The 16,066-nt window shown below is 72.0% G+C and carries 14 protein-coding genes, 1 tRNA gene and 2 pseudogenes; 8 read left to right on the top strand and 9 right to left on the bottom strand.

Annotation, left to right across the window (positions count from 1 at the left end):
- Positions 1 to 36 precede the first annotated feature (36 nt).
- Together ACF1A5_RS03395 and ACF1A5_RS03390 are read right to left on the bottom strand one after the other, a co-directional pair.
- Positions 37 to 711, bottom strand: a complete 675-nt coding sequence (locus tag ACF1A5_RS03395; RefSeq protein WP_392191095.1) for an alpha/beta family hydrolase — start codon at positions 709 to 711, stop codon at positions 37 to 39.
- Position 712: 1 nt separating this feature from the next.
- Positions 713 to 1,567 carry an SOS response-associated peptidase gene (locus tag ACF1A5_RS03390; protein WP_392191094.1) on the bottom strand — a complete coding sequence of 285 codons (855 nt, stop codon included), beginning with the start codon at positions 1,565 to 1,567 and terminating at the stop codon, positions 713 to 715.
- 50 nt (positions 1,568 to 1,617) lie between these two features.
- Here ACF1A5_RS03390 and ACF1A5_RS03385 point away from each other — a divergent pair, with 50 nt between their 5' ends.
- The 4 genes from ACF1A5_RS03385 to ACF1A5_RS03370 all read left to right on the top strand — a co-directional run bounded on the left by ACF1A5_RS03385 (position 1,618) and on the right by ACF1A5_RS03370 (position 5,382).
- Positions 1,618 to 2,340 carry a M50 family metallopeptidase gene (locus ACF1A5_RS03385; protein WP_392191093.1) on the top strand — a complete coding sequence of 241 codons (723 nt, stop codon included), beginning with the start codon at positions 1,618 to 1,620 and terminating at the stop codon, positions 2,338 to 2,340.
- 231 nt (positions 2,341 to 2,571) lie between these two features.
- Positions 2,572 to 3,900: a 3-phosphoshikimate 1-carboxyvinyltransferase gene (gene aroA, locus ACF1A5_RS03380; protein ID WP_392191092.1), complete on the top strand. Its 1,329-nt coding sequence runs from the start codon at positions 2,572 to 2,574 to the stop codon at positions 3,898 to 3,900.
- A 10-nt stretch (positions 3,901 to 3,910) separates the two neighbouring features.
- Positions 3,911 to 4,921 carry a ribosome small subunit-dependent GTPase A gene (rsgA, locus tag ACF1A5_RS03375; protein WP_392191091.1) on the top strand — a complete coding sequence of 337 codons (1,011 nt, stop codon included), beginning with the start codon at positions 3,911 to 3,913 and terminating at the stop codon, positions 4,919 to 4,921.
- 137 nt (positions 4,922 to 5,058) lie between these two features.
- Complete coding sequence (locus ACF1A5_RS03370) at positions 5,059 to 5,382, top strand: DMT family transporter (protein ID WP_392191090.1); 324 nt, start codon at positions 5,059 to 5,061, stop codon at positions 5,380 to 5,382.
- A 48-nt stretch (positions 5,383 to 5,430) separates the two neighbouring features.
- On the opposite strand, the pseudogene ACF1A5_RS03365 reads toward ACF1A5_RS03370, so the two are convergent.
- Both ACF1A5_RS03365 and ACF1A5_RS03360 read right to left on the bottom strand, forming a co-directional pair.
- Positions 5,431 to 5,619 (bottom strand): annotated as a pseudogene (locus tag ACF1A5_RS03365) (hypothetical protein); the annotation flags it as partial.
- 264 nt (positions 5,620 to 5,883) lie between these two features.
- Positions 5,884 to 6,342: pseudogene (locus ACF1A5_RS03360) on the bottom strand (TetR/AcrR family transcriptional regulator); the annotation flags it as partial.
- A gap of 161 nt (positions 6,343 to 6,503) precedes the next feature.
- On the opposite strand from ACF1A5_RS03360, the gene hisN reads away from it, so the two are divergent.
- The 3 genes from hisN to ACF1A5_RS03345 all read left to right on the top strand — a co-directional run bounded on the left by hisN (position 6,504) and on the right by ACF1A5_RS03345 (position 8,457).
- A complete protein-coding gene (gene hisN, locus ACF1A5_RS03355) occupies positions 6,504 to 7,304 on the top strand; it encodes a histidinol-phosphatase (RefSeq protein WP_392191089.1) in 801 nt (266 codons plus the stop codon).
- A gap of 169 nt (positions 7,305 to 7,473) precedes the next feature.
- Entirely contained in the window at positions 7,474 to 7,887 is a 414-nt protein-coding gene (locus ACF1A5_RS03350; RefSeq protein WP_392191088.1) for a cyclic nucleotide-binding/CBS domain-containing protein, read from the top strand.
- 153 nt (positions 7,888 to 8,040) lie between these two features.
- Positions 8,041 to 8,457, top strand: a complete 417-nt coding sequence (locus ACF1A5_RS03345; protein ID WP_356185951.1) for a Fur family transcriptional regulator — start codon at positions 8,041 to 8,043, stop codon at positions 8,455 to 8,457.
- 161 nt (positions 8,458 to 8,618) lie between these two features.
- Here the strand turns inward: ACF1A5_RS03345 and ACF1A5_RS03340 are convergent.
- The 3 genes from ACF1A5_RS03340 to ACF1A5_RS03330 form a co-directional block, all read right to left on the bottom strand.
- A tRNA-Met gene (locus tag ACF1A5_RS03340) sits at positions 8,619 to 8,692 on the bottom strand.
- 182 nt (positions 8,693 to 8,874) lie between these two features.
- Entirely contained in the window at positions 8,875 to 10,707 is a 1,833-nt protein-coding gene (locus ACF1A5_RS03335) for a sel1 repeat family protein (protein ID WP_392191087.1), read from the bottom strand.
- Positions 10,708 to 10,955: 248 nt separating this feature from the next.
- The gene (locus ACF1A5_RS03330; RefSeq protein ID WP_392191210.1) at positions 10,956 to 13,838 is read right to left on the bottom strand and encodes a UPF0182 family protein; all 2,883 of its coding nucleotides are present in this window, start codon (positions 13,836 to 13,838) and stop codon (positions 10,956 to 10,958) included.
- 175 nt (positions 13,839 to 14,013) lie between these two features.
- Here ACF1A5_RS03330 and ACF1A5_RS03325 point away from each other — a divergent pair, with 175 nt between their 5' ends.
- Complete coding sequence (locus tag ACF1A5_RS03325; protein WP_356185945.1) at positions 14,014 to 14,556, top strand: PPA1309 family protein; 543 nt, start codon at positions 14,014 to 14,016, stop codon at positions 14,554 to 14,556.
- Between the two features lie 155 nt (positions 14,557 to 14,711).
- Here the strand turns inward: ACF1A5_RS03325 and ACF1A5_RS03320 are convergent, their stop codons facing one another.
- Together ACF1A5_RS03320 and ACF1A5_RS03315 are read right to left on the bottom strand one after the other, a co-directional pair.
- On the bottom strand, positions 14,712 to 15,809 hold the full coding sequence (locus tag ACF1A5_RS03320; RefSeq protein ID WP_392191086.1) for a PDZ domain-containing protein: 1,098 nt from the start codon (positions 15,807 to 15,809) through the stop codon (positions 14,712 to 14,714).
- Positions 15,810 to 15,862: 53 nt separating this feature from the next.
- Positions 15,863 to 16,027: a hypothetical protein gene (locus ACF1A5_RS03315; RefSeq protein WP_356185939.1), complete on the bottom strand. Its 165-nt coding sequence runs from the start codon at positions 16,025 to 16,027 to the stop codon at positions 15,863 to 15,865.
- Between the last annotated feature and the right edge of the window lie 39 nt (positions 16,028 to 16,066).

Below are 16,066 nucleotides of genomic sequence, written 5' to 3'. Positions count from 1 at the left end.
CCTCAACAGCGGCCACCGGCCCGGCATTCCCCGCCGTCATCCGAGTGACGCGCTCCACCGGGCGACGCCCTCGGTGATGATCTCCAGGGCCCGGTCCTGGGTGAGGTCCGCCCGCTTCGGCACGGCGAAGGCGTGATCGGCGTACGGCACCTCGATCAGCTCGTGGTCGCCCTCCGGGAACTCCCCAGGCTTCCCGAACGGATCGTTGCCCCCTTGTACGACGAGGGTGGGCACCCCGGCGCCGAGCAGTTCACCGGCCCGGGACCTCTCCGGCTTGCCGGGCGGGTGCAGCGGGAAGCTCAGGGCCAGGACGGCGCGCGCGCCGAGTTCCGTCGCGGTACGGCAGGCCACGCGCGCGCCCGCGCTGCGGCCCCCGGCGACCACCGGCAGGCCGGGCGCGGTCAGCGCGGGCCACAGGCCGCGCCAGCCGGTGTCCAGGGTCCCGGGCGCGGGGGCGAGCTTCTTCCCGGCGACCCGCCAGGGCTGCTCGACCAGCGCCACGGTCACGCCGTGCCGGGGCAGCGTCCGGGCGAGTGCCTGGAGGTCCCGCGCCTCGATGCCGCCGCCGGCGCCGTGGCCGACGGCGAGGACGAGGCGCGCCTCCCCGGACCGGTGCCAGGTGACGCGGGCGGTCCCCACGTCGGTCTCGACCGTTTCGACGGTCTCGTCCGTCCCGCCGCTCTCGTGGTTCACGCCGGTCTCATCGCTCACGTCAGAAGAGTGTGCCCTCCTCCGGGGCCGCCAGCTCCTTCAGCAGCTCCGGCCCGTTGTTGCGGACGTTGCTGACGGCCGTACTCACCGGGTACGCGCGCATCAGCCCCTCGGGCGGCGGGGCGAGCAGCGGGCGCAGATCGCCGGCGTCCGTCCGCGCCGGGTCCAGCCAGGCGTCCCAGCGGTCCGGTGTCAGCATCAGCGGCATCCGCGGGTGGATGTCGGCCAGGGTGCGCGGTCCCTCGGCCGGGGCCACCGCCAGGGGCGCCGTCTCCGCCTCCGTCGTGATCACCGAGCAGGTCGCCCACCAGGCCCGCGGATGGTCGTCGGGCAGCGTCCGGTCCCGCCAGAACTCGTAGAGCCCGGCCATGGCGAAGACCGAGCCGTCAGCCGGCGTCACGAAGTACGGCTGCTTGCGCGGCCGTTTCCGCCTGCCCTCCACCTCCAGCTCGCGCTCCTGCTCGCCGGTGACCCACTCGTAGTAGCCGTCGGCGGGCAGGATGCAGCGCCGGGCGGCGAAGGCGCGGCGGTACGACGGCTTCTCGTGCACGGTCTCCGCACGCGCGTTGATCATCCGGGCCGCGCCCTCCGGGGTCTTCGCCCAGGACGGCACGAGACCCCACCTCAGCCTGCGCAGCTGCCGAACCGGGCGCCCGTCGCCCGCGTCCTTCAGTGGGCGGTCCAGGACCACGTGGACCTCCTTGGTCGGAGCCACGTTGTAGTCGGGCGCGAAGGTCTCCTCCGTCTCCCTCTCCCGGGTTCCCGACTCCGCTCCTACAGGGGGCACCCCCACCTCGACCCCGAAGACGCCTGCGAGATCCTCGGGTCCGCGACTCGCTGCATACCGTCCGCACATGCGTGCCACACTGCCAGACTCCGTTCCACGACAGGGAGCCACCGGGAAACATGGACAGCACCGCCTCGATCGCGCTGCCCGACCTCTGGGACCGCCTGGTCGGCATCCAGCCCGACCCCGACCTGTGGGTGGTGATCGCCACCATGGTCGCCGCGCTCGCCATGGTCGTCCCGCACACCCTGTGGCGCGTCTCCCGCAACGCGATCACCATCGCCCACGAGGGGGGCCACGGGCTCGTGGCACTGCTCACCGGCCGCACCCTCACCGGCATACGCCTGCACTCCGACACCAGCGGCCTGACGGTCAGCCGCGGCAAACCGCACGGCATCGGGATGATCCTCACGGCGGCCGCCGGCTACACCGCTCCCCCGCTGCTCGGCCTCGGCGGCGCCGCCCTGCTGTCCGCCGGGCGCATCACGCTGCTGCTGTGGCTGGCCACGGCGCTGCTGGTGGCGATGCTGGTGATGATCCGCAACGCCTACGGGGCGCTGACCGTGCTCCTGACCGGCGGCACCTTCGTACTGGTGTCGTGGCTGACCGGGCCGCAGGTGCAGGCCGCGTTCGCCTACGCGGTGGTGTGGTTCCTGCTGCTCGGCGGGGTGCGCCCGGCCTTCGAGCTCCAGTCCAAACGGGCCCGCGGGGGTGCCGGGGACTCGGACGCGGACCAGCTCTCGCGGCTGACGAACGTGCCGGCCGCCCTGTGGCTGTTCCTGTTCCACGCCGTGTCGCTGTGCTCCCTGATCGGCGGCGGCCGCTGGCTGCTGGAGGGATGAGGAGCACGGAGGGAGGGGAACGGAAGCCCGGGCGGAGGGGTGAGGGTGCGCGGATGAGGCCGCCGGGCCGTGGGCGCCGGTGGTGGTCGTGCGGCGGGCCCGCGGGGTGAGGGGGCCGCGAACGAGTCCATGACGCATATATGCACGGCATGTGCCAAGCCGGCGCTTCGCCTGGGTTTCCGCGTCTTTGCTCAGGATTTGCGGCCGCTGCCAGCCACTAAAGTGGGGGCCATGGCCGTTAACCCCGCACACACCGCCCTCTGGCCCGCCACGCACGCGAGCGGAGCCGTCGACGCGACGGTCCACGTGCCCGGGTCCAAATCGGTCACCAACCGCGCCCTGGTGCTCGCCGCGCTCGCCTCGGAGCCCGGCTGGCTGCGCCGCCCGCTGCGCTCCCGCGACACCCTGCTGATGGCCGGCGCCCTGCGCGCGATGGGCGTCGGCATCGAGGAGACGGTGTCCTCCAGCTCCTCCGGCGGGGGCTCGGGCGAGGCATGGCGGGTCATCCCCGCGGGCCTGCACGGTCCGGCCACGATCGACGTCGGCAACGCCGGCACGGTGATGCGCTTCCTGCCCCCGGTCGCCACGCTGGCCGACGGCCCGATCCGCTTCGACGGCGACCCCCGGTCCTACGAGCGCCCCCTGCACGGCGTCATCGACGCGCTGCGCGTGCTCGGCGCCCGGATCGACGACGACGGCCGCGGCGCCCTGCCGCTGACGGTGCACGGCAGCGGTGCGCTGGACGGCGGCCCGGTGGAGATCGACGCCTCCTCCTCGTCCCAGTTCGTCAGCGCCCTGCTGCTGTCGGGCCCGCGCTTCAACCAGGGCGTCGAGGTCCGCCACGTCGGCTCGGCGCTGCCGTCGATGCCGCACATCCGGATGACCGTCGACATGCTGCGCGCGGTCGGCGCCCAGGTGGACACCCCGGAGTCGGGCGGCGAGCCGAACGTCTGGCGGGTCACGCCCGGCGCCCTCCTCGGCCGTGACCTGACCGTCGAGCCGGACCTGTCGAATGCGCAGCCGTTCCTGGCGGCGGCCCTGGTGACCGGCGGCAAGGTCGTCATTCCGGACTGGCCGGCCCGGACGACCCAGCCGGGTGACCGGCTGCGGCAGATCTTCACCGAGATGGGCGGTTCCTGCGAACTGACCGAACACGGCCTGCAGTTCACCGGCTCGGGCGCGATCCACGGCATCGACGTGGACCTGGGCGAGGTCGGCGAGCTGACCCCAGGCATCGCGGCCGTCGCCGCCCTCGCGGACTCGCCCTCGACGCTGCGGGGCGTGGCCCACCTGCGGCTGCACGAGACCGACCGGCTGGCCGCGCTGACCAAGGAGATCAACGAGCTCGGCGGCGACGTGACGGAGACCGCCGACGGCCTGCACATCCGCCCACGCCGCCTGCACGGCGGCATCTTCCACACCTACGAGGACCACCGCATGGCGACGGCCGGCGCGATCATCGGCCTGGCCGTCGAGGGCGTGCAGATCGAGAACGTGGCGACGACGGCGAAGACCCTGCCGGACTTCCCCGAGCTGTGGACCGGGATGCTCGGGGCGTAGGGACACCGCCATGCGCCGCTACGGCAAGCACACCGACGAGGACGACATCCGGAGCCGCCCGAACCGCAAGGGCAACCGGCCCCGTACGCACATCCGCCCCAAGCACGAGGACGCCGCCGGGGGCATGGTCCTCACCGTCGACCGGGGCCGGCTGACCTGCCTGGTCGAGGGCCGCACGATCGTCGCGATGAAGGCCCGCGAGCTGGGCCGCAAGGCCGCGGTCGTGGGCGACCGGGTCGCCCTGGTCGGCGATCTGTCCGGCACGAAGGACACCCTGGCGCGCATCGTCCGCATCGAGGAGCGGTCCTCCGTCCTGCGCCGCACGGCGGACGACGACGACCCGTACGAGCGCGTGGTCGTCGCCAACGCCGACCAGCTCGCCATCGTCACGGCCCTCGCCGACCCCGAGCCGCGCCCGCGGCTGATCGACCGCTGCCTCGTGGCGGCGTACGACGGCGGCCTGGACCCCCTGCTGGTCATGACCAAGTCGGACCTCTCCCCACCGGACAAGCTCCTGGAGCTGTACGGGGACCTCGACATCCCGTACGTCGTCACCAGCCGCGAGGAACTGGACAACGGCGACGCGGCGGCCCGGGTGCGAGAGCACCTGGACGGCAAGGTCACCGCTTTCGTCGGCCACTCCGGCGTCGGCAAGACGACCCTGGTCAACGCGCTGGTCCCGGAGGACCGGCGGCGTCTGACGGGAGTGGTGAACGCGGTGACGGGCCGGGGCCGGCACACCACGACCTCGGCACTGGCGCTGCCGCTGTCCGGGGACGGGGGCTGGGTCGTCGACACCCCGGGCGTCCGGTCCTTCGGTCTCGCCCACATCGACCCGTCCCGGGTCATCCACGCCTTCCCCGACCTGGAGCCGGGCACCGAGGGCTGTCCGCGGGCGTGCAGTCACGACGAGCAGGACTGCGCGCTGGACGGGTGGGTCGCCGAGGGCCACGCGGACCCCGCCCGCCTGTACTCGCTGCGCCGGCTGCTGGCCACCCGGGAGCCCAAGGAAGGCGACTGACCTCCGGGTGGTTTGTGAGGTCCACGGCTTGGCAAGTGCATAATCGCACGGAGCCCGATCCGGGCCGAACCCCGGCGGAACACGACGAAGCGGTCGACGACGCGGTCACGGAACGCTGACGTACGGGAGGACAGCACATGGCGTGGCTGCTGGTCATCGTGGCCGGGTTGCTGGAGACCGGCTTCGCCGTGTGCCTGAAGCTGTCCCACGGCTTCACCAGACTCTGGCCGACCATCGCCTTCGCCAGTTTCGCGTTGGGCAGCTTCGGTCTGCTCACCCTCTCCCTGAGGAAGCTGGACGTCGGTCCCGCCTACGCGGTGTGGACCGGCATCGGCGCGGCGGGCACCGCGATCTACGGCATGGTCTTCCTCGGCGACCTGGTGTCGACGCTGAAGATCGTCTCGATCAGCCTGGTCATCATCGGCGTGATCGGGCTCCAGCTGTCCGGTTCCGCGCACTGAGCGGGCCCGGAGGGGCTTCCGGGGGGTGCGGGGCGGTCCGGAGCGGGTTCACAGCGGGTGCCGGTGCAGGGTGGCGCGCACCAGTTCGGCGATCCCCTCGCCGGGCGGGGCGGCCACACACGACAGCGCGAGCCGCACCACCAACTCGCAGGTACGGCTCAGCTCCACGGCGTCCGCCTGGGACACGGCGGTCGGGGGCGGGATGACCGGTTGGGGCTGGGCAGCGGCTCCGGGGCCTTGCGGGACCGGAGGGGCGGGCGGGGCACCTGGGCCGTACTGGACGGTCTGTCCGGGCAGGGTGACCGGTTGGGGCTGGGCGGCGGCGCCGGCCCAGGGCGAGAGGGCCTGAGCACTGGCGCCCTGGCCGGGCGGGACGGTCCGACCGGGCAGCGCGCCCGGGCCGAGCTGGGCCGTCGCGCCGGGCAGGCTGCCCCCTCCGGACCGGCGGCTCCGGGCGGCCGGTCCGGAGGGGGCGGCCTGGCCGGGCACGGCCGACGGCGCCGACAGGACCGCAACCGCCCGGTCGCGGACGATCGCCACCAAGTCGGCTGGTGACGGCAGCGGGCCGTCCGCCCGCCGCTGCGCCGACACCGCGGAGGACGAGGGCACGGCCGACAGCGTCGGGGACGGCAGCCGCTCGCTCCAGCAGCCGGTGAGCATGGCCCGGACCAGCGCGTTCTCCCGGGCGGCCGACGCGGTCCACTCGGCGACGGCGGTGAGCCGCTCTCGGGGGCCGGCGTGGGCGGCGAGCGCGCGCTCCACCCCGGCGAGGAAGCCGTCCGCCTCCCTGCGCACCAGCGCCCGCGCGAGGCCCTCCTTGCTGCCGAACTCGTTGTAGAGCGTCTGCCGGGAGACTCCGGCCGCCGCCGCCACGTCGACCATCCGCACGGCGGCCCACGGACGGCACGCCAGCGCCGTATAGGCGGCGTCCAACAGGGAATCCCGCGCTGCAGGCATCATCGCCTCCCCGGGGCGAGCGACTCTGCGCCCAGATTTGACGCGCTCGACAGCACTGTCAAGAGGGCGCGAGAGTCTCCGGGGGCGCCCGTCGGCCGGCCGTGTGCGCGGGCGGCCCCGCCCGGTGTGGCCCCGCCCCGACCCCGGCAGATACCGTTCGTTGCATGCCCGACTACCTCGACGACCTGCGTCTGGCCCACGTCCTCGCGGACACCGCCGACGCCGCGACCATGGACCGCTTCAAGGCCCTCGACCTCAAGGTGGAGACCAAGCCGGACATGACTCCGGTGAGCGAGGCGGACAAGGCGGCGGAGGAGCTCATCCGCGGCCAGCTGCAACGCGCCCGCCCCCGCGACGCGGTCCTCGGCGAGGAGTACGGCATCGAGGGCACCGGCCCCCGCCGCTGGGTCGTCGACCCGATCGACGGCACCAAGAACTACGTCCGCGGTGTGCCGGTCTGGGCCACCCTGATCTCCCTGATGGAGGCCGGGGAGAGCGGCTACCAGCCCGTCGTGGGCGTCGTCTCCGCCCCCGCCCTGGGCCGCCGCTGGTGGGCCGCCAAGGGGCACGGCGCGTTCAGTGGCCGAAGCCTGTCGCAGGCCTCCCGTCTGCGGGTGTCCCGCGTCGGAAAGCTGCCCGACGCCTCCTTCGCGTACTCCTCGCTCAGCGGCTGGGAGGAGCAGGGCCGGCTCGACGGCTTCCTGGACCTGACCCGCCAGGTGTGGCGCACGCGCGCGTACGGCGACTTCTGGCCGTACATGATGGTCGCCGAGGGCTCGGTCGACCTCTGCGCCGAGCCCGAGCTGTCCCTGTGGGACATGGCCGCGACCGCGATCGTCGTCACGGAGGCCGGCGGCACCTTCACCGGTCTCGACGGCCGGCCGGGTCCGCACAGCGGCAACGCGGCCGCGTCCAACGGCCTGCTGCACGACGACCTGCTGGCGTATCTCAACCGGCGCCCCTGAGAAGCGCAGGACTGGCGCCCGCGCCCCCAACCGGCCGCGTGCGCCCTCTTGTTGACTCCCGCTTTGCCTGCGACTCTGAGAGTCCCCCCACTTGTGAATTTGTGAATCCGTGAACTAGCGGCGTCCCCGCCGTTCCGTCGCGGGTTCCGGTAGGAGGTGGCTCCAGTCCATGCTCGTCCGTGACGCCATGAGCACGGTGGTCCTCACCGTCGGTCCCGCACACACCCTCCGCCAGGCAGCCGCCCTGATGTCCGCACGCCGTGTGGGCGCGGCCGTGGTGCTCGACCCCGACGCCGGCGGCGTCGGCATCCTCACCGAACGCGACATCCTCAACTCCGTCGGCCGGGGCCAGAACCCGGACACGGAGCGCGCCCATGCCCACACCACCACCGACGTCGTCTTCGCCAGCCCGTCCTGGTCCCTGGAGGAGGCGGCCCGCGCCATGGCGCACGGCGGCTTCCGTCACCTCGTCGTCCTCGACGGCGGGGAACCGGCGGGGATCGTTTCGGTCCGCGACATCATCCGCTGCTGGGCACCCGCGCGACAGCCCGCGGCCACGGCGGCCGGGTCACTGACCGGCTGAACGCGCGCGAGCGGGCCGGAGCCTCCCGGAAAGGGGCTCCGGTCCGCCCGGCGAGCGGGCCTCGACCTCACAATGGACCATGTCTAAGTCAAGCTGAGCTCCAAGTTCACACTCGTTCGGAACCTGGCCTTCCCGGCTGTTAGGCTGGTTTCCATGAGCGACCTTCTGGAACGGCTGCGCGGACGCGGATGGCGGATGACCGCGCAGCGACGCGTCGTGGCCGAGGTCCTCGACGGCGAACACGTCCATCTGACGGCCGACGAGGTCCATGCGCGTGCCGTCGCCAAGCTGCCCGAGATCTCCCGGGCGACCGTCTACAACACGCTGGGTGAGCTGGTCTCCCTCGGCGAGGTGCTGGAGGTCGCCACGGACCGGCGGGCCAAGCGGTACGACCCCAACGCGCACCGCCCGCACCAGCACCTGGTCTGCGCCGGCTGCGGCGCGATCCGGGACGTCCACCCGGTCGGCAACCCGCTGGCGGACCTCCCCGACTCGGAGCGCTTCGGCTTCACGGTCTCGGACGTCGAGGTCACTTACCGCGGCCTGTGCCCGACCTGTGCGGCGGCCTGACCACGGCTTTTCCGCTGATCGCCCCTTCTCGCTGAACCCCGGTGTCCTCTGGATGCCGGGGTTCTTGCTGTGCCGGGGGAGAGAACACGCCACGAAGCCGGGCGGGCGCGAAAAAACCGAGGGCCGGAATCCTTGATCGGATTCCGGCCCTCGGCCTTCAGTAGCGGGGACAGGATTTGAACCTGCGACCTCTGGGTTATGAGCCCAGCGAGCTACCGAGCTGCTCCACCCCGCGTCGACAGATGAAACACTACGTGATCGCCGGGTCGAGAAGCAAATCGCTTCCGCGAGGGGGGCGGCAGGACCGGCCGGGCGGGATGGCACGGCCGGTCCGCAGGCGTCGGCGGGCCCGGCACCGGCCGGGGGACTACGGCCGGGCCGCGTGGACCGACGGAGCCCCGCCGGTCCCGGCAGCGCCTAGGCGGACAGTTCCTCGCGCAGCGCGTCCCGCAGCCGCGCCGCCCGCGCCCCGACCTCCGCCGGTCCGAGCGACACGGCCCGGTCGGCCCACCGCTGCCCCTCGGCCAGCTCTCCCCGGCGCGCGTAGACCAGGGCCAGCCGCAGCGCCGCCCGCCCGTGCCCCGCCTCGGCCGCCCGCGTCCACCACACGGCCGCCTCGGGCTCGCTCCCCTCCCGGGCCAGCAGCAGCCCCAGGTTGAAGGCTCCGTTGCGCGACCCGGCCTCCGCGGCCTCCCGGTACCAACGGGCCGCCTCGACCACGTCCCCCCGGGCCGCGGCCAGCATCCCGACCCGGACCTGGGCCCGGCGGTGCCCCTGGGAGGCCGCCCGCTCGTACCACTCCTCGCACTCGGTCTTCTCGTGCACCGCCGGCTCGCCGAGTTCGTGCGCGGACGCCGGCGGCCGTCGCGCGTCGAGCAAGGCCGCCAGCCGGTACGCGGCCTCCGCGCTCCCGCCGCCGGCCGCGCACCGCAGGTGCCGCTCGGCCTCCGGCTCGTCCCCGTCGCGCAGCCGGGCCATCCCCACCTGCAGCGCGGCCTCCGTGTGACCGGCCGCCGCGGCACGCTCGTACCAGCGCAGCGCCTCGGCGTCCGCGCCGCGCCCGGCGTAGAGGATGCCGAGGTTGAACGCGGCGTCCACGCTGCCCGCCTCCGCAGCCTTGGAGAACCACGGCTCGGCCCCGGCGGTGTCCCCGCCCTGCAGCAGCAGGATCGCCAGCGCGTTCGCCGCCTCCCGGTGCCCGGCGTAGGCCGCCCGCCGGTACCACTGCTCGGCCTGCGCGGTCCGCGTCTGCTCGGCGCAGAGCAGCCCGAGGTTGTAGGCGCCGTTCACGTCGCCCGCGTCCATCGCAGCGCGGTACCAGCGCTCGGCGGTCTGCGTCTCCCCGCGCTCGGCGTGCAGGGCGCCCAGCGCGTTCGCCGCGTTGCCGTCGCCGTCCTGGGCGGCCCTCAGCCACCACACCGCGGCACTCTCGGTGTCGCCGGCGTCCCGCAGCAGGAAGCCGAGCGCGCAGGCGGCCCGTGCCTCCCCGTCCTTGGCGGACGTCAGGTACCAGCGTCCGGCCTCCTTGAGGTCGCCCCGCTTCTCCAGGATCGCCCCGAGGTGCAGGGCGGCCCGCCGGTGGCCGCGCGCGGCGGCCTGCCGGTACCACTGCTCGGCCTCCTCCGTCGGCCCGACACCGTTGTCACCGTCGGGGTCCTGCGCGGCCTTGCGGTCCACGGCCCGCGCCAGCCGGTACGCCGCCTCCCGGTGCCCCCGCTCGGCGGCGAGCCGCATCCAGCGCTCGGCCGCCGTGTCCCCGCGGTGCTCCAGCAGATCGGCGAGCGCGTACGCGCCCAGCGCGTGCCCCTGCTCGGCGGACTGGCGCAGCCAGTACTCGGCGGCGGGCTCGTCGCCGCGCTCACGGTGGTGCCGCCCGAGCGCGTGCGCGGCCGCCGCGGACCCGGCGACAGCGGCGATCCGCCACCACCCGGCGGCCTCGTCCGCGTATCCGCGCCGGTGAAGCAGGACTCCCAGGTTGTTGGCGGCGGCGCGGTCGCCGGCGGCGGTGGCGGCACGCAGGTGGGGCTCGGCTGCGTCGAGGTCGCCGCGGCGCAGCAGCATGGCCCCGAGAACACTCATCGCCTCCACGTCGCCGGCCTCGGCGGCGAGCCGACGGCGTACCTCCTCGGCGGCCTCGTCGGCGGCCTGCCCGGTCTCGTCCCGGGTCTCGCCTCCGATCTCGTCGGGATCGGAGGCCTGCACAAATCGCCCTGTCTCGAACAGAGTTGCCTTGTCCCCCATAACGTCCATCGTCGCACCACCTGCAACCTGGGTACACCTGGTATACCGCAGCCAGTGAGGTCACTTCAGCGTTTTGTCGACATGCCCACAGAGAGACAAGTCAAACACAGATCGCCCAACTCCCCACGGCGGCACGGCCACCCGTCACGGCGGCACATGCGTTCGCACACGTCGAAGGCCCGGATCCCGCGGGGGATCCGGGCCTTCGAGCGTCAACCTCCGTCAGCCGTCTTCATCCGGCCCGAACGGCACGGCCGTTACCCTGTGCTGCCGCTTCGCCGGGCCGGCTGGGACTGCGCCTGCTCGGCCCGCTTCAGAGCGTTCTGGAGGTCCTGCTGCGCCTTGCCGTAGGCCGGCCAGTCGCTCTTCTTCAAGGCCTCCTGACCGTCGTCGAAGGCCTTCTGGGCGTCCTTGAGCGCCTGCTGGACCGTCGGGTTGCTCGACGCCGGGGGCTTGCCGGTGCCGTTGTCCGGTGGCGGGGTCGTCGAGCCTTTCGCGCCGAACACCGCGTCGAGCGCCTCGTCGAGGGTGTTCTCGAACGCGGTGGTGCCGCCGTAGGTCACCAACACCTTGCGCAGCAGCGGATACTTCAGTCCACCGCCGCGTACGTAGACCGGCTCCACATAGAGCAGTCCTCCGTCGAGCGGCACGGTCAGCAGGTTGCCGTACTCGATCTCCGAGTCACCGCCTCTGATGAGCCGGACGAACTCGGCGATGTTCTGCTGCGAGTTGGAGTTGAACTGGCTCTGCACCTGCTTGGGACCGTCGACGGTCTTGCTCGTCGGCAGTTTCAGCACTCTGAGCTGGCCGTAGTCCTTGGTGCCCGCCTGGGAGTCGACCGCCATGAAGGCGCTGAGGTTGTCCCGGCCGTTCGGCGTGAAGGTCGTCGTCAGCGAGAACGCCTGGGCGGTCTGGTCGGGCATCTTCATGGTCAGGTAGTACGGCGGCACCGCGTTCCCCGACTTGTTGGTCGGGTCGTTGGGCACCTGCCACACCTCGCTGCCGCTGAGGAAGGTCTGCGCGTCCTGCACGTGGTAGCGGGTGAGTAGTTCGCGCTGGACCTTGAACAGGTCCTGCGGGTAACGGAGATGGGCCATCAGCTCCGGGGAGATGTCCGTCTTCGGCTTCACCGTCCCGGGGAAGGCCTTCATCCAGGTCTTCAGCACCGGGTCCTTGTCGTCCCACTGGTACAGCCTGACCTCGCCGCTGTAGGCGTCGACGGTCGCCTTGACCGAGTTGCGGATGTAGTTGACCTGGTTCTGCTGGGCCACCACCGCACGCTGGTTGTTGTTGTAGGTCAGCGAGTCGGCCGTCGTGTCGCCCAGGGTCGTCCGGGAGGCGTACGGGTATCCGTTCGTGGTCGTGTAGGCGTCGACGATCCACTGGATGCGTCCGTCCACCACCGCGGGGTAGGCGTCGCCGTCGATGGTCAGCCAGGGCGCCACCGCCTCGACGCGCTCCTTGGGCGTGCGGTTGTACAGGATCCGCGAGCCGTCGCCGATGGCGCCGGAGTAGAGGATCTGCGGCTCCCCGAACGCCGCCGCGTAGGCCGCGCGGTTGATCGGGCTGGACAGGCTGACCCCGCTCCGGCCCCGGTAGCTGGTGGTCTTCTCACCGTTGTCGTCGGAGTAGTCGATCTCCTTCTGGGGACCGCCGACGATCGAGTAGGTGGTGGTCTTCTCGCCGTAGTAGACACGCTGTTCGTATGTCCCCAGCTGGCCGCTGGAGGGCAGGTCGGACTCGGTGAAGACGGGCCGGCCGTTGCCCTCGGCCTCCGTGCCCTTGGCCGCGACGACGCCGTAGCCGTGGGTGTAGCGGAAGTGGTTGTTGATCCAGTTCTTCTTCGGGATGCCCGCGAGGTTCAGCTCGCGCAGGCCGACGACCGTGTCCTGGACCTTGCCGTCCCGCGCGTAGCGGTCCACGTCCAGGTTGTTGGGGAACGTGTAGTAGTTCCGCATCTGCTGGAGCTGCTGGAACGTGGGCGAGACGATGTTCGGGTCCAGGATGCGGATGCTCGCCGCCGAGTCGACGTCGCCGCGCAGCTTCGACTTGTCCTTGGCGGTGCTCTCCCCGGCGTACTCGGACACCTGGGTGTCGTCGATGCCGTAGGCCTCGCGCGTCGCCTTGATGTTCTTCGCGACGTACGGCGCTTCCTTGGCCTGCTCATTGGGCTGGACCTGGAACTTCTGGACGATCGCCGGATACAGGCCGCCGATGAGGATGGCCGAGAGCACCATCAGGCCGAAGCCGATGAGGGGCAGCTGCCAGGTGCGCCGCCACAGCGTGGCGAAGAACAGCAGCGCGCAGATGACGGCGATGCAGAACAGGATCGTCTTGGCCGGCAGGTAGGCGTGGGCGTCGACGTACCGGAGGCCCGTCCAGTTGCCGGTCGCCTTGAAGTCGCTCGACTTCACGGCGAGTCCGTACCGGTCGAGCCAGTAGGCGACCGCCTTGAGGGCGACGAAGACGCCGAGCAGCACCGACAGATGCCCGGTGGCCGCGGCCGTGGCGCGCGCGCCGGGGCTGGTGACGCGCAGCCCGCCGTACAGGTAGTGGGTGAGCGCGGCGGCGATCACGGACAGGATGGTGGCGGCGAAGCCGAAGCCGAGCAGGAAGCGGTACCACGGCAGGTCGAAGGCGTAGAAGGCCACGTCGAGGTGGAATTGCGGGTCCTGCTGGTGGAAGGGCACGCCGTTGACCCACATCAGCCAGGTCCGCCACTGGCTCGCCGCCGAGGCGCCGGCGACCAGGCCCACCAGGGCGGTGATGCCGCACAGCAGCCACTTCTTGTACGGCGCGATCCCCATCCGGTAGCGGTCGAGGCTCTGCTGCTCCATCGACATGGCGCTCAGCGGGGGCCGCAGCCGGTGCGCGAGCCAGATGTTGAAGCCGACCGCGGCCGCCATCAGCAGACCGAAGACGAGGAACAGCCCGATCTTGGTCCACAGCGTGGTGGTGAACACGGACGAGTAGTGCACCGACCGGTACCACAGCCAGTCCGTCCAGAACCCGGCGAACATGGTGAACGCCATGCCGAGCACGGCAAGGACGCCCAGGGTCATCAGCAGGGTCCGGACGCGCCGGGACGGGCGGCCCACTCTGATCCGCGGCCCCGTGGGGCCTCCGCCACGGTCCGGCATCTGGAAAGCCAAGGTGCGCACCTCGAAGTTCGCTGTTGATTCGCTGTCGTTGCGTCAGTCCCCGTGTCCGTGGACCGTCCGGTGTGCCCCCGTGATCGCGGGCCCACACCTATGCAACTTACTGAGGGTTTACTCGGTTCCCGATTCCGGGCGGGAACGAGGCAGGATTGTGACCATGTCCAACACTCCCATGGCAGCGAGTCCCCTCACCCGGGCCGTACTCGAGATCGACGAGTACGCCTCCGGCCTCGGCTGGGACCAGCCCGCTCGCCTCTTCGCCCTCGTAGACACCGCACGGCTCCGGGTCCAGGAACCCGCCCTCGCGGAGCAGCTCGGCCTGGGGGACGAGCAGGAGGCCTCCGGCCTCACCCCGATCGAGCAGGACGAGATCCCGGCGGACCGGCCGCTCGACGACTTCCTCGGCACGATCGCCTGGCCCGACGCGGTGGCCGGCTGTGCGCTCACCGTGGAACGCCTGATGCTGCCGCCGTCCGCCGAGACGCAGGTCCCGCAGGGGCTGGACGGGGCGAAGCTGGCAAAGTGGGTGGCGGACCACCCCGAGCGCCAGGAGGTCCGTATGACGGTCGCGGTCCTGCGGGACGGCGCGCGGGAGTCGGCCCTGCGGCTGCGGGAGAAGGACTCACCGACGGAGGTCCTCACGGGCCCCGACCTGGTGCCGGGGCTGGCGGACGCCCTGAGGGCGACGTTCGAGGACTGAGGGCCCTGGAAGACGTGACCGGGGGCTCCCCTGCGGTGGGGCGCCCCCGGTCATGTGCGGTGCGTCTCGGCGTCTCGGCCCTTCGGCGGTGGATCGCGGGGATCCCGTCCTCGGCCGTGAGCCGCGGGGCCGGGGCCTCAGCCCTTGGCCGTGCCTCAGCCCTTGGCCGTGCACTTCGGAAGGTCGGCGGTCTTCCCGGAGCGGATGTCCGCCAGGGCGCCGAGGGCGTCGCCGATGGTGTTCACCTTGACGAGGGTGAGCCCCGCGGGTGTGTCCTTGTCGGCGGAGGCGCAGTTGTCGGCGGGCGTCAGGAAGTACTGGGCTCCCCTGTCGCGCGCGCCGACGGTCTTCATCTCGACACCGCCGATCGGTCCCACCTTGCCCTGATCGTCGATCGTCCCGGTGCCGGCCACGAACTTCCCGCCGGTCAGACTGCCGGGGGTGAGCTTGTCGTAGATGCCGAGCGCGAACATCAGACCGGCGCTCGGTCCGCCGACGTCGGCGAGCTTGATGTCGATCGAGAACGGGAACGTGTGGTCCGTTCCGGCGGAGATCCCGACGATGGCGCGCTTGGTACCGGTGTCGGTCGACTGCGCCGTCCTGATCGTGACGTCCTTGGTGGCGGTCGCGGGCTTGCGCGACTTCTCGGCGGCGGCCTGCTCCTTGGCGGGCACGATCGTGAAGACGACGTCCTCGCCAGGCTTGTGCTTGGTGACCAGCTTGGCGACGTCGGAGGGCTGCTTCACCGCGGTGCCGTCGACGGCCTTGATCACGTCACCGGCGTGCAGTCTGCCCTGGGCGGGGGTGTGCTTGACCACCGTGGAGACGATCACCCAGGACTGCACCGGAACATCGAGTTCCTTCAGCGCGGCGACCTTGGCGCTCTCCTGGGACTGGCTGAACTCCTCGGCGTTCTCCTGGGTCGACTGCTCCTCCGTCTTGCCGTCGGGGTAGAGCGTGTCGTGGGGAACGATCTTGTAGTCGTGCGCGAGCCAGCCGTAGACGGCCTCGACCAGGTTCATCCGGTAGTCGGCACTGGTGACCCGGACGGTGGTCATGTTGAGGTGACCGTCGGTCGGGTAGGTCTTGTGCCCGGCGATCTGCAGCACCGGCTCGCCGTCGTGCTCACCGAGGGTGTTGACCGTCGGCCCCGGGCTCATCTCCGCGTACGGCACGGGGAGGAACACACCCGCGCACAGCAGCGCGATCAGCATCAGGGTGGAGGCGAGCATCGTCGCGGTGCGGCGTGGCATGACTAGACACTACGGGACGCACCTGTCAGCGCACCGTCAGGGCTGCCAACCCGTCATGTGCCGGAGTGGGACCTCTCCATGGCCTCGCGGAAACGCGCGTACCCGTCGAGTTCCGGGCCGTCGCTGCGGACCCGACGGGTCCGGTTCGCCCAACTCCCCCACAGACCGGCGCCTATCGCGGCCACCAGCGGTATCAGCAACCAGGCGAGCGCAGCCATGCCGACCTCCCAACCCCGACGGACCGACCTCGAGCGACC

The organism is Streptomyces sp. NPDC014864, from assembly GCF_043081525.1.
Classification (GTDB): domain Bacteria; phylum Actinomycetota; class Actinomycetes; order Streptomycetales; family Streptomycetaceae; genus Streptomyces.
The sequence above is the reverse complement of the archived record's forward strand: the minus strand, read 5'-3'. Positions and strand labels throughout refer to the sequence as shown.